The sequence below is a fragment of the Actinomyces sp. S4-C9 genome (assembly GCF_000758775.1).
Classification (GTDB): domain Bacteria; phylum Actinomycetota; class Actinomycetes; order Actinomycetales; family Actinomycetaceae; genus Gleimia; species Gleimia europaea.
Genome location: NZ_JRMU01000016.1, coordinates 17,676 through 37,558 on the forward strand (window position 1 = coordinate 17,676; position 19,883 = coordinate 37,558).

Below are 19,883 nucleotides of genomic sequence, written 5' to 3' on the forward strand. Positions count from 1 at the left end.
AAACTATACCACTAAGCCGAGGTTTGCAGATGTCCTAACCGGAGGTTTGCAGGCGGTCTAGCCGGATATTTGCAGACATTCTAACCGGAGGTTTGCAGAATTTAACTACCTGCAGGCCGTCAGCTCGTACAGCGTTCCCCCGTCAACACTCTTCACAACTTCAAAACCGTGAGACGTATCCACCCCGTAAAAGCCCGGGCGAACCTCTGAGCGCAGCGTGCGATAGTACGGCCTGTCCGCACCCTCGTAAAAGTGGGTTACGCTAATCCGGTTAAGAGTTTCACACACCGATGGATCTGTGTGTAGCTGATTGAAATTCCACTGCAAACCGCGTACGTCCGCATCTACATCCGCGTTAGACAAGCCCGGAAACACCACGCGCACGCCTCCCAGCGACTGGAAATATACCGTTCCTACCGACGGATCACCCAGCACCAACGCGTCACCGGGCAGCACAGATCCGGTCGTGCGGAACAAATCGAGCTGCTCACTAGACGCCATACCTGCCGGGCCCAGATTCTGCGGGTCATAAACCGAACGCACTGCCAACGACCTTGAATCAATAGCGCCAACGCCACTCAATACGACTATCAGCAGCACCGGAAGAGCCCTATGCATTGACTTCTTTTGCCGCAACCACGCCGAAAAGCGCATAGCGCCCAGCGTGAACAAAAGCACCATCACAACCTGCATTGCACCCATCAAGCGGCGCGGATCTGAATACCACGGACCGGTCAATATCTGCAGGCCGAAGTTTGGCGCGTACGCCAAGAAAACAAGAACCGCGAACATCGCCCACGTGCCAATCAGCCAGCGGGACTTCGAGAGCTTTCGCGCACGCATCAAACCAAGCACCAACAACCCGGCAAACACTGCCATCGCAAGTACAAAACCCGGTGCCAACGGGAACGGCGGAACCGGCATAAACGGGCGTACCAGCGCGTCTATAAGTGAGCGCCCACGTTCAAAAGTAGCCGTGGCGAGAGTCCGCGGATTAAACACCGCGAGCGCCGTTAGCAAGAGGGCCCCGCCCATGGATACACCCAGAAATGTGACCAGGCCGCGGCGACCAGCCTTACGCGCACCCCGCATCAGGCGAACCATCGCAGCCACCAGGGGAACCAGCACGAACACTAGCGCGTTGAAGAAAGAAATCGGGTGGATCGCAACCGCACCCAGCGCAGCGAGCAGGAACAGCGCGGTCCAAAGCGTGGTGGTGCGCCACTGATTGGAAGAAAACAGGGCTCGCACCCATGCGTTTCCAAGCACCCACGCCAGAGTCAACAGGCCAGGCAGTAGTGCCATTGAAACCGCGTTAGGCCACTGCGCGTACATCGACACGAAGTCAGCTGGGAAACTCAAAGTAAGCGACGCGAGCACCGGCGCAGTAAGAGTTGCCACGCGATTGTCCCACAGATAGTGAGCGAAGGCCGCCATCCCCACAATCCACCAAACTAAAAGCGCCAAGGAAGACGTGTTCACCGTCTGCACAACAGTTGAAGGCGTTGCAAACAAAGCTGCGAACGCGTGCCACATAGACGGATAGTAAGTGCGCGCCTCGCCCATCAGGGAGAACATCGGAGACAAACCAAACAGCGAACCGTCGCCCGAATGCACCATCTGCCACACGCCGTTGTAATGGAACGACGGATCCCACTGTTGCAGTGGATTACGCGGATCAGCAAACACCAGCAGCGGTAGCGCCGCAATCGTGACAGCACCCGCGATAGCGCCAATCAGGGGCCAATCCCACCTCGCAGGCGAAGTCCCGGCAGCCACCGCGCGGCGTCCTCGACGAACAATCAAATCAACCACAAATCCAGCGGCCGCAACCACCATGAGCGTAGTCACCGCGAAGCCCGCCGACCAGCGGATACCCAAACGGGGCGCCAGATTAGCTAAAACCGCAAGCAAGCCAAATGCGAGGAGCGGAGCCGTGGCCAGCTGCACCAGTGTACCCACTCGCCGATCCGCAAAACGGAAGCTAAAAACGCGCAACCACATCCAACCTGGAAGCGCCACAACCAGCAGCATTGCCACCAAAATTGGCAGCTGTAAAACCCAGTCCATCCGCTAACCTAACGCCGGTTTTACTCCGAATCAGAAAAAGAGCTAGAAGCAGATGAGGACGGTGCCTCCTCGTCATCGCCAACAACCGCCTCGGCAATCTGCTCCGCCACATCAAACTCATTCTTGCTACGAATACGGTGCAACACGTACTCGAACACCATCGGCAAGAGCGACACGAAAATGATCACGAAAATGATCACCGTCAAATTGTCATGAATAAACGCCACGCCGCCCAGCGCCGCTCCCACCAGCGTGAGGCCCGTACCCCACAGCAGTGCGCCCAGCAGATTCCACAGCGTGAACCGCATGTGGTTATACCGCGCTATACCTGCCGCAATCGGCACGAACGTACGTACAAACGGCACAAAACGGCCGATCACCAATGAGCGTCCCCCGTAGCGCACAAAAAAGTTCTCCGCCTGCACCAAATACTCGGTTTTCAAAACCCGCGCATCATCCTTAAACAGGCGCCTACCCCAGTGATGACCAATGTAATAACCCACCTGCGAGCCCGCTACCGCGCACACCGTAATCGTCGCCACCAACACAAACAGGGACAACCCCAGCTGAGAATGCAACAAACCCGCGGAAAACACCAAAGAATCGCCCGGCAAAACTGGAAACAACACGCCCGACTCAATAAACACAATCAGCGCAACGCCAGCCAAAACCCACGGCCCCATCGCCACCAGCAGCGTCTCCGGATCTTTAAACCACTCAATCACCGTCTCCAACCAAGACGGCGCACCCGGCACCACCTGCAAAACCAAATCCGAAATCGCATCAGCAAAAGCAAAAGTAAGCGACAAGGAATCCCCCTAACAACAGTTCGACAACAGCCTAACCGCGCCCGCAAACAAAGCCTTAACGCAAAACACAAGTGTTGTTAGGTTCACCAAAAACCACTATCTGGCCAACTCAACGTAAGCTATAACCATGAGCGCAACCCCAGTAAGCTACGAGCCCACGCCAGTATCGCGCCTACGCGGCCCCGTGCTCGTTGCCGACCGGCGCAGCACTCGCGTACGTCGCACCCGCGACCTCATTGACACTACCCTGGCACTCCTTGCCATCGCGCTCATCATCTTCATCGGCGCCTTCGCTCAATCCACTACCATCGCCGTCACCGAAGACGTCCGTAGCGCTCTATCCGGTGTACTCCGCCAAATCCTGCTCCTGCCCCTCACCCTCGTCGAATCCGTCGTGGTCCTGGCCGCCCCCATATTCATCATCGTTCAACTAGCCATCCGCGGACGGCTGCGCCAAATCGTTGAAACCATCATCACCACAACCGTCACCGCGCTACTCATGACCGCGCTGATCTCCGCCGGCCCCCACCTCCCCTCCGAAATCACCGGCCCCCTAACCATCACCAGCACATACCTGGCCCTCGATACGCTCATCGCCGTCCTGGCCGCATTCCTCACCAGCGCATCCGAAGCCTCCGAATCCAAAGCCGTACGCTACACGTGGATATTCCTCTACGCCATGGCGTTCATCTACGTGCTCCGCGGCACCCTCACCCTTCCCTCCGCCCTTGTCACCCTCCTTATCGGGCGAGCCATCGGACTACTTTCACGCTACGTCCTCGGCTACCGCGAAGAACGCGGCGGCCCCACCGACCTCGTTGACGGACTCCTCCAAATCGGCATCACGCCCACGCGCATTGTTCGCGCCGACCTTGACACCGAGCAGCACCCCCTCGAAACCACCATCGTCACCGAAAAAACCGGCGACCAAAACAGCTGGAGCTCCGCCTACCTTCCCCTCATCGAAAGCCCCGAAGCTGCCGCAGAACACGACCTAGGCACCCTCGAATTCAGCACTCTGAAAAGCCTCGCCGCCGAATCCGACCGCCACTACGTCTGCTGGGACACAACCGGCACCCAATACGACCTCATCGTGCTCGATCCCGACACCGAATACACCTCCCTCATCCACGACCTGTGGAGCAACATCCGGCTGAAGAACCTCAGTCGATGGATCGCGCCATCCCTACAAGCCATGGCCGAACGCGGCCTCCTCGTCAAAATCTCCGCACACAACGCCGGCGTTATGACGCCCAAGCCCATCGCCGTCACCTCCGCCGGCAGCTCCGTATTCACCGTCCAAGAACCCGTCTTCGACGCCACCCCCCTAACCGAACTTCCCCCCGAACGCATCACCGACCAAATCCTCGACCGCTTCTACACCGAACTAAAACGAGCCCACCACCGCGGCATCGCCCACCGCTCCATCACCGCCACCTCACTAGCCGTAGATGAAGGCGACCGCACGTGGATACTCGGCTGGGACGAAGGCCAAGTTGCCACCTCCAACGTCAACCGCCACATTGACATTGCACAAATGCTCACCGTCCTCGCCCTCATCACCACACCTGAACGTGCCCTCGCCTCCGCGAACCGCGTATTCGGCCAACGCACCCTGCAACTCACCGCGCCCGTACTTCAAAAAGTTGCGCTACCCGCCCCCACGCGCGCGAAGCTACGACGCTCCGGCCTTCTGAACGAACTGCGGCAAAACATGATTGGCGAGATTCCTCCCCAGCAGGTGCCCGAAACACCGCTCACTCGCTTCTCGCTCAAAACCGTCATCCTCGCCATCATTGGCGTCATCGCCCTGTGGGTCATCCTCGGCTCCCTCAACTTTGAAGCCGTATACGAGGCCGTACAAACCGCCAACCCCTGGTGGATTCTCGGCGCCTTCGCGCTCGGCCTACTCACATACGTGGGCGCCGCCATGCCACTGTCCTGGTTCGTACCCGAAAAACTCCACCTGCGTGAAACTACACTCGTTCAAATTGGTGCATCCGTCGTATCTCTCGTTGCCCCCGCCGGTATTGGACCCGCTGCCCTCAACCTGCGCTACCTAAATAAACGCGGCGTCTCCACGCCCGTTGGTCTAGCCACGGTTGCCCTCATCCAATTCACCCAGTTCGCCACAACCGTCATCACGCTACTGCTCGTAATCCTTGTAACCGGACGCTCCACAACCCTTGAAATTCCATCCGGCACCCTTGTCTACGTGATAGGCACAGTAGTCACAATCGTGGCGATCATCCTCGTCATCCCCAAACTGCGCAACATGATCTGGGAGAAAATCCAGCCCAGCTGGAACCAAATCTGGGAACGCCTCGTGTGGGTAGCCAGCCAACCCAAACGTCTAGCTATCGGCGTACTCGGCAACCTCATCATGACCGTCTCCTACGTCGCCGCATTCGGCGCATCCCTTGCCGCATTCGGCTACAGCCTTGACGCCACCACACTGGCCATCACATTCCTTGCCTCCACCTCCCTCGGCTCCGTCATCCCCTCACCAGGCGGCATCGGCCCCGTCGAAGCCGCACTCACCGCCGGCCTCACCGTCGCGGGTATCCCCTCCGGTATCGCCATCTCCACCGCCCTCGTCTACCGCCTCGTAACCTTCTACGCCAGGGCGCCACTAGGCTGGATAGCCCTGCGCATCCTGCAACGCCGCAACCTCATCTAGCCCCCAAAATCCGTGACGCGGGCTCACCAACCCACGAAACAACTAATAATCCCCGCCGAAGATGACAAGCCCCGCAACTTATGTGAGTGTTTAGACATGGAAAAGACTTCAACCACCACTCTCAAGAACATCCTGATCGTCATCGCGATAATCCTCGCCATGGTGATCTCGTTCTTCCTTGGTCGCGCAAGCGTAAGCACGCCAGAAGCACAGCCCTTACCTAACGAGCAGACAACGGCCGCGACGGAACCCGAAGCAGCGCAATCGCAGGATGAGCGCCCCCAATACTCCGACTCGCAGGAAAAGCCTGAAATTCTGGAACTACTTCGCGCCCAACCGCGGCGCGAAGACGGGGACCCGCGCGCAATGGGCAAAGTGGATGCGCCCGTCGTTATGGTGGCCTACGAAGACTTCTCCTGCCCCATGTGCACCGTCTTCTTCACCAACGTCTACCCACAACTCAAAGCCCTCGTTGACGAAGGCAAACTGCGCATCGAGTTCCACGACCTCACCATCTTCCCGAACTACGGGTCCGACAAAGCCGCACACGGCGCAAGAGCCGCCGCGAACCAAGACAAGTTCTGGGAATACACCGAAACCGCCTACGACATGGCTGGAGCCGGCAATCACCCCACCTACGATGACGCAAAAGTCCTCGAAATTGCCCAGGCCATTGGCATTACCGACCTAGACAAATTCGAAACCGACTACAAAGCACCCGAAACTGCGGCCTCCGTCAAGGAAGAAACCGACCACGCCATGATGAACATCGGCATCACCGGCACGCCATTCTTCATCATCAATGACGCGGTGATCTCAGGTGCCCAACCCGTCGACTACTTCATCAACACCATCCAGCGTCAGCTAGAACTAGCAGGCTAACTCATGGAAATCAGCTACCTGGCTGCCTTCCTTGGCGGCGCCCTCATGATCTTCGCGCCCTGCGCCGCCATGCTCCTCCCCGCGTTCTTCGCGTACGCCTTCACCTCGCGAAAAACACTGCTTGCCCGAACCCTCGTATTCGCCCTCGGCGTCATCATCGTGCTGGTCCCTCTCGGAGCTTTCGCGGGTAGCCTCGGCGCCCTGATCCGCAGCTACTCGCAAACAGTGACCCTGGTAGCGGGTCTACTCATCATGGCGCTTGGCATCATCCAAATGTTCGCCATTTCCATACCCATGCCGCGCTGGGCATCCTCCCTCATGACTCCTAGATCAGCAGGCAATAAAGAAGGCGGTGCGGGGGCGCCCACCAACCTGGCAGTGTTCCTACTGGGCATCGGCTATGCCATCGCCGGCGTGGGGTGCTCCGGACCGATCCTCGGCGCGGTTCTCTCCTTCGCCACCCTTGGCGGGTCCACTCTGACCGGCGCCCTGCTCATGGCCACCTTCGCGATAGGCATGGTCCTGCCCGTTGCCCTCCTCGCCCTCCTGTGGGAACTGTTCAACCTCAGTGAAAAGAGCTGGCTCAAACCCAAACCCACCAAACTACTTGGCCGGTGGACCACTCGCATGAACATCATTTCCGGCACCATCTTCGTCATTCTTGGCGGTCTGCTTGTATTCTTTGGCGGACAATCCGGGCTGCCCTCCATCCTCACCGCAACGCAACAAGTCGAACTAGAATCAAAGATCATAAACAGCGTTGCCGGCGTGCCCGGATGGCTCTTCTTCGCATTTGCAGCCGTCCTCATCGCCCTCATCGTCCTAACCGTGAAAGAAAGGCGAAACCGTGGCAAGTGAAACGCGAAGGCGCTGGATCAGCCTGCTGCTCCAGTACTTCGCCGTATATGCCCTCGTTTTCGTAACCACTCTTGCCGGCCATATTTGGGTGGTTTCCAACGGCTACGAGCCCCTTCCCGCCCTGCTGCGTCTGCGCGAACCCATGTTCGCCATATACGAGGTTGCAATCCCTATGATCCTCGGGGCAGTGCTTATCAAATACTTCGCGGTACGCGCCCACCTCACTCACGTCATCTGGCGCGAGCCCGAATACGTGCTCCCCAAGAATGGAGGCAAGGCTCCCACGTATGCCCCGCCCCTCGACACCTCCGATGATCTTCTGCTGGGCACCGCGCTATCGTCAGAACCCGAACCGCTCTACGAAATCAACGTGCAACCACGCATTTCACGCCTGTGGTGGCTGGCTGGAACACTCGCAACACTGGGCGCCCTCATCGTCATTACGTTCGGCCTTGCCGATAGCGAAGTCACCCCCACGGGCGCCATAACCGGCCTGTTCGCCGCATTCTGCTGGGCATTCACGCAAGAATACCTGCTGCGCGGCCTCGTGATTGCTCAGGCTCGCAGACTTGCCCGCAACGACGCGAAACCTTTGCTTGCCTCTCTACTGCTTTCAATCCTGTGGATGATTCCGATCGCCGCCACTGCACTCACCCTCACTAACGGCGTGATTCTCGTAGTCCTCGGGCCAGTTCTTGGCGCCTGCACTTTCGCGCTGCGTCGCATGTTCACTACGCTATGGGCCTCAATCGCAGCTCAATTCCTATTCATCAGCGCGTTCTACGTGCTGATCTAGCTAGCGGCGCGCAACCACCCTTGCAGGAATAGCCGGATTCGCAGGCGCTTGCGTGACCTCCTTTGCATCCTCCATCACGTCTTTCAAATACCCGTAATACGCGGCATTTACCTCATTCGATAGAAGTGATTCAGGGTGATCCGCCTGATTGTAATTCGCGGCAACATACACGTGGTTCGTGTCCGTATCCAACACGAGGCCGGTATAGCCCACCTCATCCACAGTGGTAGCTCCCTTAGCGGGAACCGTGATGGTTGCTTGGGCAATGTAACCGTTCTGCGTTCCCCAGCCCATGTGCGGCCCCATGTTTGACACGAGGTTGCCCGTACCGAAGAACGCCCACATTCCCTGGCCTTCAACTCCGCCTTCAAACTGCTAGATCGGTTGCGGCACGTGCACATGGTGGCCTAGGTAAAGATCAACCACGCCAGAATCTGCAAGCGTTTGCGCCCATTCCACCTGCTGCTGCGATGGTTCCGTCTGATACTCAATGCCGCCGTGCGCGGAGACGATTACTACATCAGCTCCCTCGCTTCGTGCCTGCTTTGCCAATTGGATCATGCGGTCCGGGTTGTCGATGTTCACCAGCCAGGGGTTTTGCTCGACCTCGGGAACATACTCATAGTTCAACCCGTACGTATATGCGAGGTGGGCAACCAAAATCTTGCGGCCCGCGCGTTCAAGCTCGTAATACTGGATGGGAGACTGCTCGGCAGACACCGACGTGCCCACAGCTCCCAGACCGTTCTCCTGCAGAATCTCCACCGTCTCAACTAGGCCATCCCAGCCGCTATCCCACGAATGATTCGAAGCGGTTGAACAACCGTCATACCCCAAATCAACCGTTGACTTAGCCCACCCAGCCGGCGCGGCAAAAACCGGGTACCCGTGCGCAGAAGCCTCATCTCGCGTCAGCGGAACCTCCTGGTGACAAAGCGCCAAATCTGCACCCTCTATGAACGGCCTTATATCCGCTACCAACGGCGCGTAATCATAAGAACCATCAGCCTGAATCGAATGCTCCACCACCGGCATGTGCGACAGCACATCACCCGTACCCACAACCGTGAAAGTCACCGGCTGCACCTCAGGCTCAGTGGGCTGCGTAGCCGCAAGTGTGGGCTGCGTTTCGACAACCGGCTCGGCCTCGTGCGAAGGCGAACAAGCGGCCAACCCCAACGCGGCGGCCAACGCTAAACCAATCAGTGGCCTAAAGGACCTCACCAAAACCACCCGCCCCTCACTATCTGCTAGTCGTACAAATCACTACTAATTGCCGTAGAAATGGCACTCTCTACATTCGAGTCAAACCACGAAATATCTGCTCCACGATACGGATTTACCCCCGTATAGCGCTGCGACTCCCCATTATTCACGAGGCCAAGCACCTCGGCCCACGCAGGAATGAACTCGCGGTGATAAACGTGGCCATGCCCGTCCGCCGCCAAACCGGCAACGGGAAGATCCGCACTCATCTGAATGAACGTGGCTAGTCGCGTCCACTGCATGTCCGGATTCAAATCCGAAGGCGGGCGCTCCTTAAGCCAATCTGGCTCGCGACGGATAATGTTCGTGTTCCACCACACCACCGGGTCCGTAGCATGCTGCAACACTGCGACACGCGGATACTGCCACTGGGGCAGGTCTCGCCCATAAATATCGGCCCGCAAATCCTCCGGCTTCGTAGCGAAACGAATATTATGCCCGCTACTCACCACCGGCGCGATCATCGGGCTGCCCCCATTGCGCTCGTGCGTCAGCTTCTGCCACAGCCGCGTCACATTAGGCGTTCCCGCCCACACCGCGCCATCCACATTTTCGAGCAGGCTAGCTTCATCCTCGAAAATCGACTCCGACCCAAACGCGCCCAAAGACACGCCCTGAAGATAAACCGCGGGACGCTCATCCTCGGGAAGCTTATTCACTTCATCAATCACAGCCTTAAACAAGATTTTCGAGGCGGTAACCGGCTGGTCGAACTCACGCAAGAACGCGATGGCAGAAGGCACGTACGAATACTGGGTTGCGACAATCGCGCAATCTCCGCCGGTCAAATACTCGAACGGCTGAACAGACCATTCCTCTACCCAACCGGTGCCCGTAGTGGTCACAATCATGAGCGCCGAACGCGACAGGGCGCCCGTACGCTGCATCTCGGCAGCCACCACGCGGGCGCTCTCTTCCAAACTGCGATGCTCGGCCAAACCCGCGTAAATACGGATCGGCTCTATCGCCTCGCGGCCCGTCACCTCCTCGATCTGTTGCGCTCGCGGCCCTTTAGACAGGAATCTTTTGCCCTGCTTGCCAATGTTGTCCCAATTCTCATACGAGTAGATCGAGCCCGACCGCTGCGGTAAAACCGGACGAGTCACACCCGACTCTTCCGCCTGATCCACTGCCGCGAACGTGCGATAGGTGTACTCCATGCCGCGCGTGAACAACACGTCTGAGATCAAGAAAGTGGACAGCACAGCCAGAATCACCGTAGCTACAATGCCCGCACCCCACTTGGGAAGCAGGCGTGACGCCCATTTCGCAACCCAGCGCCACAGTCCGACAATCAAAATCGCGAGCCCTGCGATTACCGCGGCGGTTAATACGGCCATCGCGGTTGCAGCCAGATAGTCAATAACACTCAGAGGGGTGAAACCCATGAGCTTGGCAGCGCGATTGTTTGAGATGAACGATCTCACCAGCATCCACACCGCCCACGCGCCGATGGACAACGAGAGCAACCATTTGCCGGCCCTCACCCACTTCGGGTTCGCGCTGATCCGCACGTCAGCGCCGCGCCAAATACGATTCAGTAACCAGCCAGCCAGCGCACCAACCGCGTAGCTAACCTCGATCACAATGCCGGAAACCACGCCCTGCCACCACCACATACGTGGCAACAAAGACGGCGACATCGAGATTACGAACATTATCGCCGCAAGCGCCATTCCGGCCCTCGACGATGGCGAAAAATCTGAGAGCGTGGATACAAATCGCTTGAGACGCGACGTGCTTTGGCGTGCAATTTCCACGTTTGTTTGACGAGCTGTATCCACGCTCTCGATCTTATGGGACAAGTGCGAGTTAGGCCTGAACAGACTGTTGGTTCGGACGCTTAGTCCAGATCTGATCTCCCTTAACAGTGTCGATAATCAAGCCGATAGCAAAGCCCAGCAACGCGGGAGTAACCCACGACATGTTGACCGACCCCAGCGGGAACGAATCCAGGAACGGCAGTAGCCAGTTGAACGAATCACCGATCGAACGCAGTGCTTCCAACACGCCAAAGCATGCGCCAAACCAAGCCGCTAGTCGGTACGTCCAGTAGAGTTCGCCGGGTACAAAAATATCGAACAGGGCGATGAAGACGATGCAGATAACAATCGGGTAGATCAGCTGGTTGATTGGAGCCACCACGTTAAGGATTGTTTGCAAACCGAGATTTGCGAGGGCGAATGAAACCAGCACGTGGATAGAAACCATCTGGATGCGCGAGATACGCGGGAACAGCGTCATAAAGTATTGCGATGACGCTCCAACCAGGCCAACCGCGGTAGTGAGGCAAGCGAGCACAACGATCAGGCCGAACAGTGCCTGACGTCCTGACCCAAACAGTTCCACGGAAGCGATGGCCAAGGCCTCGGCACCGTTATCCGGGTTAAACGGACTCATGCGAATACCGATCTGGCCAAGACCAAGATAAAACACGGCCAAGAGCGCACCCGCGATTACGCCTGCCGTGGCGGTGCCAGCAAAAACCTGGTTCTTCGTCTTGAACAAGCCAGAGTGCTGAAGCGAGGAGATGATGACAATGCCAAACACCAGGGAGGCGATCGCGTCCATCGTGAAGTAACCCTTCAACAGGCCTTCAGCAAAGGGGGTCTGGGCGTACTCTGCGGTGGGCTCTCCCATCGCTACAGGAAGTTTGACCATCGCAGCCACGATCAATACCACCAGCAAAACGAGGAGCAGTGGTGTCAGCCACGCACCAATGCGATCCAAGAATCCCTTCGGATTGAGCGCCAAGAAGAATGTGACCGTGAAGAACACTGCCGTGTAAATCATTAGCGCTCCCGAGCCCGCACGCTCAGCGCCAATCAGCGGTACCGCCGCCATCTCGTAGCTAACCGTGCCAACGCGCGGAATCGCATACAGCATGCCCGTGGACAGGAAGATCACAATCGTGAACACCAAGCCTGGACACTTACCAATGCGAGACGAAATGCCCGTCACGCCCTCCTGCGACGTAGCGGCCGCAACAATGCCTAGAACAGGTAGTAGCACACCGGTTCCTAGGAATCCTAGAATCGCGGGCGTGAACGAAACGCCAGCGTCCACGCCAATCATGACGGGGAAAATAAGGTTGCCCGCGCCAAAAAACATTGCGAACAAAGCCATACCGGTTACTACAAGCACGTAAGTGCGACTGTTACGCATTTTGCGCACCATCTTTCAAACGAAAATCGGACGGTCACATTATTATCAAGATTGCTGAAATCTCCGCTAATCCGTCCATTCTCTGGAGAAATTAGCCATTTTGTGAGCTGTTAGATATCAGATGCTCCAGATTTCAGCGTCGTTTTCCACACAAGTGTGTAATACGGGATCTCGATAACGTCCGTTTTGCCATAGCCAAGATGCTCCGCCAGGTACCATTGCAAGTTTTCCTGCATCTTCTGCCTGTTCGCCGGCGTGGACTTCAAGTAAGACGAGCGTGTGCGCGCCAGCGCCTTCACCCCTTCAATATCGAGGCCGGATACAAAATCAGTTTTATGCAACGAGGGCACTGTCCATCCTCCGCCAAGTATCGGGGGCCGGGAGGGAGTGTGAACATCTCCCGAACGCATGATTCGAGTCAGGCGATGCACCCACGGAATCGACACATCCATCTGGTTAAACACAATCGCAACATGCCCATTTCGGCGCAGAAGCCTTGCCGCCTCTACCAGTGCCGCGCCGGGATCAACCCAATGCCAGCTCTGCGCAAACACCACCACATCAGCAAACCCTTGTGGCAGACCCGTAGCCTCGGCCACTCCCTCAACGACCTGCAGATCGTCCGAATAATTCTTCTGTGCCGTAGCCAGCTGGCGCCTCATCGCCAACGCGGGCTCCACCGCCCACACGCGCGCCCCGGCCTCCAGCGCCCGGCGTGAAAACTTACCCGTGCCTGCGCCCACATCCACAACCCGCAAGCCACGTGCATCCTCAACGCCTAAGGCTGCCCTCACTGACTGGGGCGGATACGAAGGACGATAATCCTGATACTCACTACCGGCACGCTCAAATGCGTTAGCCGGCGCGCTCTCATCCCACGGATCACAAGCGCCCACACATCCTCCTTCAACTCCTTCGCACAACGTACCACGCGGCAAAACAGGGCGAAAAGTCGCGCAAATCACTACGTTTACGACATGCCATTTTGAATTATGGGAAATCCCAACGCGGCGTTTGCATCGTCTTGCCTTCCCGCTATTCTCGTAAGTAGTTGCGGCCTCTTGGACTAAAGAACCGGTAAAGCCGCCTTAACCTCGAACACAAAGGAGCAGTTTTGCGCATAGGGGTTCCAAAAGAAGGGAACGGGCAACCACTTGTGGCGGCCACTCCCGATACAGTCAAAAAACTTATAGCACTGGGCTACGAAGTTGCCCTCGAAGAACGCGCCGGAGAGTTAGCCAGCTACCCTGATGCGCAGTATCAAGAAGCCGGCGCGCGCATCGCCACGTCAGAGACCGTTTGGGATTCCGACATCGTGCTAGCGCTCGATGCGCCCACCACGAGTCAGCTAGACATGATGCACGAGGGCGCGACCCTCATCGCACGCCTAGCTCCCGCACGTAACCCGGAGCTTATCGAAGCGCTCTCTAGCAGGGGCATAACCGCCCTCGCCATGGACACCGTTCCACGCATTTCTCGCGCGCAATCCATGGACGTGCTCTCGTCAATGGCAAACGTAGCCGGCTACCGCGCCATCATTGAAGCCGCTGCCGAATACGGCCGTCTTTTCACCGGACAGGTCACGGCCGCTGGCAAGATGCCACCCGCACGCGTTTACGTGATTGGAGCGGGCGTTGCCGGACTGGCCGCAATCGGCACCGCAAACTCGATGGGTGCACAGGTATACGCTACCGACGTTCGCCCAGAAGTTGGCGAGCAAGTCGAATCCATGGGCGCCAACTTTGTTGCCATTCCAGCAGCCAGCGAGGTTTCCTCCGACGGTTACGCTAAGGAGATGACCGACGCCCAGCGTGACGCCGCACTTACGCTATACACCGAGCAAGCCGCGGCCTCCGATATCGTCATCACCACGGCGAACGTGCCGGGCCGAAAGTCGCCGCTTTTGCTCACCGCCCAGGCCGTTGCCGGTATGAAGCCCGGTTCGGTCATCGTCGATATGGCCGCCGCAAATGGCGGCAACTGTGAACTCACGGTTCCTGGCGAGCGGATAGTCACCGAAAATGGCGTGATCATTCTGGGCATTACCGACCTTGCGGGCAGGCTACCCGCTCAATCATCGCAGCTTTACGGCCAAAACATTGTGAACCTGCTAAAGCTCATGACACCGGAAAAGGACGGGCAGATCGTTTTCGACCTCGAGGACGAGATTGTGCGCGGCATTACCATCACGCATCTGCGTGATGTGATGTGGCCACCCCCTCCGGTAAAGGTGTCGGCGGCCCCCGCCGCTGCTACCCCCAAGCCAGACCCGGCACTCGAAGCCGCTCAAGCTGCAGAAGAGGCCCGGAAGGAGGCCGCTAAGAAGCGCAACCAGTTCATCTGGACTCTGGTAGCGGCAGTTCTGGGCCTTGCCCTGGTATGGGTTTCACCCGCGCCCGTGCTCGGTCACTATATGGTTCTTGCGCTGGCCATTATCCTCGGGTTCTACGTGATCACCTCGGTCACCCACTCACTGCACACGCCCCTCATGTCTGTAACCAACGCGATTTCCGGCATCATCCTGGTGGGCGCAATCTTGCAGGTTGGCTCCGGCAACCTCCTCGTCTCAACCCTGTCGTTCATTGCGATTGTCGTGGCTTCCATCAACATTTTTGGTGGCTTCACGGTCACTCACCGCATGCTCGCCATGTTCAAGAAGGACTGATACAGATGTTTACTTCTCTCATTAAAGCGAGCACTCTGCTTCCCGCCGCTCCCGTTGAAGCCGCCTCCGCATCGAGCGTCCAAACGTTCGTGTCGTTGGCATACATCATCGCGGCACTGCTATTTATTCGCGCCCTCGCAGGCCTTTCTAAGCACGAAACCGCGCAAAAAGGCAACAATGCGGGCATCATTGGTATGACCATTGCGCTCATCGCCACGATTGCGCTAGCGATATCTTCCAACCCTGATCGCGGTGTGGCAGTAACCGCACTGTTGATCGCGGTAGCGATGCTAATTGGCGCAATGATCGGAATTTGGAAGGCTCGCAACGTCGAGATGACGGGCATGCCCGAGCTCATCGCGCTACTCCACTCGTTTGTTGGCCTTGCTGCTGTGCTGGTGGGTTACAACTCATACCTGGCGCCAGATGCGCAGGCGGAGCTACTCGGCGGTTTCCACCTGGGTGAGGTTTACCTGGGTGTCTTTATTGGCGCGGTCACGTTCACGGGCTCGATCATCGCCTACCTGAAGCTGTCGGCCAAGATCAAGGGCGCCCCGCTGATGATACCCGGCCGCAACTGGATCAACCTGGCAGCCCTCGTGGTGACACTGATCATCATGGTGGTATTTATTCGCGAGGGTGGTGTCACGCCGCTCGCAACAGCGATGCTGATCCTGATGACCTTTATCGCTCTGGCGTTTGGCCTCCACCTTGTGGCAGCCATTGGCGGCGGCGATATGCCTGTGGTTGTGTCGATGTTGAACTCCTACTCCGGTTGGGCTGCGGCTGCCGCCGGCTTCATGTTGAACAACGACCTGCTGATTATTACGGGCGCCCTCGTTGGTTCTTCCGGTGCCTTCCTCTCTTACATCATGAGTAAGGCCATGAACCGCTCGTTCATTTCGGTAATCCTGGGCGGATTCGGCTCGGATGGCGCGGTAGCTTCCGGCGACGAAGAGCAGGGCACGCACCAGGAGATCCAAGCATCAGAGGTTGCCGAGCTGCTGAAGGACGCCAAGCGCGTCATGATCACCCCGGGCTACGGCATGGCTGTTGCGCAAGCGCAGTACCCGGTTGCGGATCTGACTCGCAAGCTCCGCGACGCGGGCGTCGAGGTCGAGTTCGGCATCCACCCGGTTGCAGGCCGCCTACCCGGCCACATGAACGTGTTACTGGCTGAAGCGAAGGTCCCTTACGACATTGTTAAGGAGCTGGACGAGGTGAATGACGATTTCGGTGATGTAGACGTCGTCCTCGTCATCGGCGCTAATGACACGGTGAATCCTGCAGCTGAGCAGCCGGGTTCGCCGATTGCCGGCATGCCGGTCTTGAAGGTGTGGAACGCCCACGATGTGATCGTGTTTAAGCGTTCCATGGCCACCGGCTACGCGGGCGTACAGAATCCGCTGTTCTTCAAGGAGAACACAAAGATGCTGTTCGGAGACGCAAAGGCTTCGGTAGAAAACATCATCGCAGCGCTATAGACCAGTGCTGGGCGGAAGGGCGCGGGCTTCGGCTCGCGCCCTTCGTCTTTTCTTGGATTGGATCAAGGCGCTTTCAGAGGGGATTCACTGCTCACTTTACCCACGCAAACATAAGACGCTAATCACATATTTTCGAGGCGTCGTATACGAAGTCACATATTTTGAGCTGTTTTTCGACTCGGTGACGTGGCTAACACGCAGGCATCCTGTTAGCATTGAGGATGTAGCTCAACCACACAGCGCAGTGAATTAAGAGCACAAAGTTGTGTCAGATGAGCTTAATTTATTGTTGTCATATTTCAATTCCGACGATTGGAAACACCGTGGCTCAAATTGTCGTTCTTGGTGCAGGCATCGCTGGTCACACGGCCTCGATGATCCTCGCAAGAGAGCTAAAGAACACAGAACATCAAGTCGTGGTCGTCTCGCCAAAACCAACCTGGAACTGGGTTCCGTCCAACATTTGGGTTGGCACGGGCTCAATGCCTCGTGAAAAAGTGGTCTTCGAACTTCGCCCGCTTTACGAAAAGTACGGCATCGATTTCCGCCAGGCGGCCGCTCACAACATCTACCCGGAGGGCACGGAAGATAACCCGCGTCCGCAAGTAGAGTTCGAATACACCGATCCGGCTCATAAAGGCCAGACGGATCGCGTTGAGTTTGACTACTTGATTAACGCAACCGGCCCGAAGCTGAACTTCGCGGCAACCCCGGGTCTTGGCCCAGACGGCGGCTACACGCAGTCCGTGTGCACCGACGCTCACGCTGAGGTTTGTGGCGAAGAGTTCCTTCGCGCCGTTAACCGCATGAAGAATGGCGAGCGCCTCCGCTTCGTTATTGGCACCGGCGCCGGTAACTGCACCTGCCAGGGCGCTGCTTTCGAATACACCTTCAACACCGACTTCGAGCTTCGTCAGCACGGCGTGCGCGACAAGGCTGAAATCGTTTACATCACGAACGAGCCCAAGCTCGGTGACCTCGGCGTTGGCGGCATGACGTTCAAGCAGGACGGCTACTACACCACCTCGCAGCTGTGGACCGAGTCCATTTTCCGCGAGCGTGGCGTTAAGGCTATTGCTCAGGTTGCGGTCAAGAATATCGAGGCCGACAAGCTGACGTACGAGAACGCTGACGGTGAAGAGTACGATCTCGACTACGATTTCGCTATGCTTCTACCTCCGTTCACGGGTATTCCGATGAAGGCATTCGACCGCGAGGGCAATGACATTTCTGACGTTGTCTTCAACCCGGCGGGCTTCATGAAGGTTGACGCGGACTACACGCCGAAGCCTTACGAGGAGTGGCGTGCAAAGGACTGGCCGCGCACCTACCAGAACCCGACCTACGGCAACATGTTTGCTGTTGGTATTGCGTTCGCTCCGCCGCACGCAATTTCTGAGCCTACCAAGACGCCGAACGGCACGATGATTGCTCCGGCGCCTCCGCGCACCGGCCAACCTTCGGGCACGATGGCAGCTAAGGTTGCTGAGTCCATCCTCGATCGCCTAAACGATCCCAATGCTCCGCTTCGCGAGGCATCCCTGGGTGATCTCGGCGCGATTTGTGATGCTTCTACCGGTCGTAACATGCTTTCCGGCTCCGCTGCCGCGATGGTCATGTACCCGGTTGTTCCGGATAACACCGTGTACCCCGAAACGGGTCGTCACCCCACCCTCACGCAGGGTGAGCTCGGCCTGTTCGGCCACTGGGTCAAGATCCTGTACCACTACCTGTTCATCTACAAGGCGAAGGCTCTTCCGGGCTGGAACCTACTGCCGGAGTGATCAACATGTCAGAAAAAACTGCGGAAGCAATGAAGACTGTCGAACAGCTTGACCCGCGAACGGCTGCACGTCTTTCACGTGCACCGCTTCCAACCAAGTACACGACTTTCAAGCGGAACTTCATTCCCTACCAGCTTGTGCGCTTCGCATTGTTTAACATTCGCACGCTCGACATCGTGCGTCGAAGCATGTAACAGCGCTACATAGTTGAATACTGATTTTGGTGGGCCACGAAAGTGGTCCACCAAAATTTTTCCCAAGAAACTTCCAGGTTAGTTTTAAGCCCTACCCAGAATAGGGGCTTACATTTTAATTAATCGCTGAGGAGATCGGCGAGGCGCTGTTTTCAGATTTAGTTTCCTCGAGACTGAAAACCTTGCATTGTGTTGATGGGATGACATGGGGGCGGCCCGAGTAAAAGCTCGGGCCGCCCCCATGTATTACGTTCGGGTCCGAAGTGTTATTTCTTGGGCCTGAACGGTTTTACAGTAGGTCTTCCTGCAGTTTTACAGCAAGCCTTCCTGCTTGAGAACCTGGGCGATTGCTACCCGGTTCTCGCCCTCCAGAGGCAGTACTGGTTCTGGCATTTGCGCGGAGTCAAAGACGCCCATCAGGTTAAGTGCGGTTTTGAAGGCTCCTACGCCGGCAGCAAAGCCGAACTCGCCGCGAGTCACCGAAGTGATGCGCATAAGACGCGCAGCCTGGGTTTGGAGTTCGCGAACTCTATCCCAGTCACCGGCCTGGTATGCCTTCCACTGGTCTACGTACAGATCCGGGTTAACGTTGGCGAGGCCGGGAACGGAGCCGTCCGCGCCGGACAGGTATGCGCCGTCAACTACAACTTCATGTCCGGTGAATACCTGTAGCGGGTGGCCTGCAAGGTCGTTAGCCATGGTCAGGTAGCGGAAGCTTACGTCGTCTCCCGAGGAGTCCTTGACGCCGGCTAGTACGCCGTCAACGCCGAGTCGCACGAGCATGTCGCCCTGTAGTTTGATGTGGACACACTGCGGCAGATCGTAGGCGAAGATGGGCAGGTCGGTGGCCTCGTGAATGAGGCGGAAGTGGCGTTCAACCTCTTTTTGCCCAACGATTGCGTAGAACGGGGCGGTGGCAACGATCGCGTCGGCACCCATTTCTTCCGCTACGCGCACGTGTTCGAGGACGCGAGGAGTGGACGTGTCAATAACGCCAACCATGACGGGCACTCGGCCATCGGCAACGCGCAGTGCCGTTTCGACAATTTGGCGCCTCCGCTCGTCCGTGCAGAACACAACTTCGGAGGACGATCCCAGTACGAATAACCCGTCTACACCGGCCTCGATCATACGATTCAAAGACCGCTCGTAAGAAACGACATCAAGTTCGTGATCGTCGGTAAGTGGGGTTACAACAGGGGGAATGATTCCGTGGAATTTCATTATTTT

At 57.4% G+C, this 19,883-nt stretch carries 16 protein-coding genes; 8 read left to right on the top strand and 8 right to left on the bottom strand.

The features are described from left to right. Nucleotides 1-105: 105 nt before the first annotated feature. A complete protein-coding gene (locus tag HMPREF1628_RS06720) occupies nt 106-2,070 on the bottom strand; it encodes a DUF6541 family protein (RefSeq protein ID WP_034509792.1) in 1,965 nt (654 codons plus the stop codon). 20 nt (nt 2,071-2,090) lie between these two features. After that, on the bottom strand, nt 2,091-2,879 hold the full coding sequence (locus tag HMPREF1628_RS06725; protein WP_070665019.1) for a DedA family protein: 789 nt from the start codon (nt 2,877-2,879) through the stop codon (nt 2,091-2,093). Nucleotides 2,880-3,006: 127 nt separating this feature from the next. Between HMPREF1628_RS06725 and HMPREF1628_RS06730 the strand changes: the two genes are divergently transcribed. From HMPREF1628_RS06730 to HMPREF1628_RS06745, 4 genes are all read left to right on the top strand, one after another. After that, the gene (locus HMPREF1628_RS06730) at nt 3,007-5,559 is read left to right on the top strand and encodes a lysylphosphatidylglycerol synthase transmembrane domain-containing protein (RefSeq protein ID WP_052038961.1); all 2,553 of its coding nucleotides are present in this window, start codon (nt 3,007-3,009) and stop codon (nt 5,557-5,559) included. A 96-nt stretch (nt 5,560-5,655) separates the two neighbouring features. Further along, nucleotides 5,656-6,441, top strand: coding sequence for a DsbA family protein (locus tag HMPREF1628_RS06735; RefSeq protein ID WP_034509794.1), 786 nt, complete (start codon nt 5,656-5,658; stop codon nt 6,439-6,441). A gap of 3 nt (nt 6,442-6,444) precedes the next feature. Then, nucleotides 6,445-7,299, top strand: a complete 855-nt coding sequence (locus tag HMPREF1628_RS06740; protein ID WP_034509796.1) for a cytochrome c biogenesis CcdA family protein — start codon at nt 6,445-6,447, stop codon at nt 7,297-7,299. After that, nucleotides 7,289-8,095 (top strand): hypothetical protein, encoded by an 807-nt coding sequence (locus HMPREF1628_RS06745; protein WP_034509798.1) that lies wholly within the window; start codon nt 7,289-7,291, stop codon nt 8,093-8,095. The genes HMPREF1628_RS06740 and HMPREF1628_RS06745 overlap by 11 nt, the downstream gene beginning before the upstream one ends. On the opposite strand, the gene HMPREF1628_RS08705 is transcribed toward HMPREF1628_RS06745, so the two are convergent. The 5 genes from HMPREF1628_RS08705 to HMPREF1628_RS06765 form a co-directional block, all read right to left on the bottom strand. Beyond that, nucleotides 8,096-8,440, bottom strand: coding sequence for a hypothetical protein (locus tag HMPREF1628_RS08705; RefSeq protein ID WP_052038962.1), 345 nt, complete (start codon nt 8,438-8,440; stop codon nt 8,096-8,098). A 30-nt stretch (nt 8,441-8,470) separates the two neighbouring features. Next, a complete protein-coding gene (locus HMPREF1628_RS06750; RefSeq protein ID WP_156956927.1) occupies nt 8,471-9,319 on the bottom strand; it encodes a CapA family protein in 849 nt (282 codons plus the stop codon). A 26-nt stretch (nt 9,320-9,345) separates the two neighbouring features. Beyond that, nucleotides 9,346-11,145, bottom strand: a complete 1,800-nt coding sequence (locus tag HMPREF1628_RS06755; RefSeq protein WP_156956929.1) for an alpha/beta hydrolase — start codon at nt 11,143-11,145, stop codon at nt 9,346-9,348. 28 nt (nt 11,146-11,173) lie between these two features. Then, nucleotides 11,174-12,526, bottom strand: a complete 1,353-nt coding sequence (brnQ, locus tag HMPREF1628_RS06760; protein ID WP_034509965.1) for a branched-chain amino acid transport system II carrier protein — start codon at nt 12,524-12,526, stop codon at nt 11,174-11,176. Nucleotides 12,527-12,636: 110 nt separating this feature from the next. Further along, nucleotides 12,637-13,422, bottom strand: a complete 786-nt coding sequence (locus HMPREF1628_RS06765; protein ID WP_034509800.1) for a class I SAM-dependent methyltransferase — start codon at nt 13,420-13,422, stop codon at nt 12,637-12,639. Nucleotides 13,423-13,640: 218 nt separating this feature from the next. On the opposite strand from HMPREF1628_RS06765, the gene HMPREF1628_RS06770 reads away from it, so the two are divergent. The 4 genes from HMPREF1628_RS06770 (at nt 13,641) to HMPREF1628_RS06785 (ending at nt 18,653) form a co-directional block, all read left to right on the top strand. Next, nucleotides 13,641-15,191: a Re/Si-specific NAD(P)(+) transhydrogenase subunit alpha gene (locus tag HMPREF1628_RS06770; RefSeq protein WP_034509802.1), complete on the top strand. Its 1,551-nt coding sequence runs from the start codon at nt 13,641-13,643 to the stop codon at nt 15,189-15,191. A gap of 5 nt (nt 15,192-15,196) precedes the next feature. Next, the gene (gene pntB, locus HMPREF1628_RS06775) at nt 15,197-16,675 is read left to right on the top strand and encodes a Re/Si-specific NAD(P)(+) transhydrogenase subunit beta (protein WP_034509804.1); all 1,479 of its coding nucleotides are present in this window, start codon (nt 15,197-15,199) and stop codon (nt 16,673-16,675) included. A gap of 323 nt (nt 16,676-16,998) precedes the next feature. Then, on the top strand, nt 16,999-18,459 hold the full coding sequence (locus HMPREF1628_RS06780; RefSeq protein WP_034509806.1) for an NAD(P)/FAD-dependent oxidoreductase: 1,461 nt from the start codon (nt 16,999-17,001) through the stop codon (nt 18,457-18,459). Nucleotides 18,460-18,464: 5 nt separating this feature from the next. Further along, nucleotides 18,465-18,653 carry a hypothetical protein gene (locus HMPREF1628_RS06785; protein WP_148130880.1) on the top strand — a complete coding sequence of 63 codons (189 nt, stop codon included), beginning with the start codon at nt 18,465-18,467 and terminating at the stop codon, nt 18,651-18,653. 312 nt (nt 18,654-18,965) lie between these two features. Here HMPREF1628_RS06785 and HMPREF1628_RS06790 read toward each other — a convergent pair whose 3' ends face one another. Then, the gene (locus HMPREF1628_RS06790) at nt 18,966-19,877 is read right to left on the bottom strand and encodes a dihydrodipicolinate synthase family protein (protein WP_034509809.1); all 912 of its coding nucleotides are present in this window, start codon (nt 19,875-19,877) and stop codon (nt 18,966-18,968) included. Nucleotides 19,878-19,883: the final 6 nt, after the last annotated feature.

Coding starts and splice junctions, on each gene's coding strand:
- HMPREF1628_RS06790 (WP_034509809.1), bottom strand. CDS start 19,877: ATGAAATTCCACGGAATCATTCCCCCTGTTGTAACCCCACTTACCGAC.
- HMPREF1628_RS06740 (WP_034509796.1), top strand. CDS start 6,445: ATGGAAATCAGCTACCTGGCTGCCTTCCTTGGCGGCGCCCTCATGATC.
- HMPREF1628_RS06785 (WP_148130880.1), top strand. CDS start 18,465: ATGTCAGAAAAAACTGCGGAAGCAATGAAGACTGTCGAACAGCTTGAC.
- HMPREF1628_RS06735 (WP_034509794.1), top strand. CDS start 5,656: ATGGAAAAGACTTCAACCACCACTCTCAAGAACATCCTGATCGTCATC.
- HMPREF1628_RS06720 (WP_034509792.1), bottom strand. CDS start 2,070: ATGGACTGGGTTTTACAGCTGCCAATTTTGGTGGCAATGCTGCTGGTT.
- pntB (WP_034509804.1), top strand. CDS start 15,197: ATGTTTACTTCTCTCATTAAAGCGAGCACTCTGCTTCCCGCCGCTCCC.
- brnQ (WP_034509965.1), bottom strand. CDS start 12,526: ATGCGTAACAGTCGCACTTACGTGCTTGTAGTAACCGGTATGGCTTTG.
- HMPREF1628_RS08705 (WP_052038962.1), bottom strand. CDS start 8,440: ATGTGGGCGTTCTTCGGTACGGGCAACCTCGTGTCAAACATGGGGCCG.
- HMPREF1628_RS06730 (WP_052038961.1), top strand. CDS start 3,007: ATGAGCGCAACCCCAGTAAGCTACGAGCCCACGCCAGTATCGCGCCTA.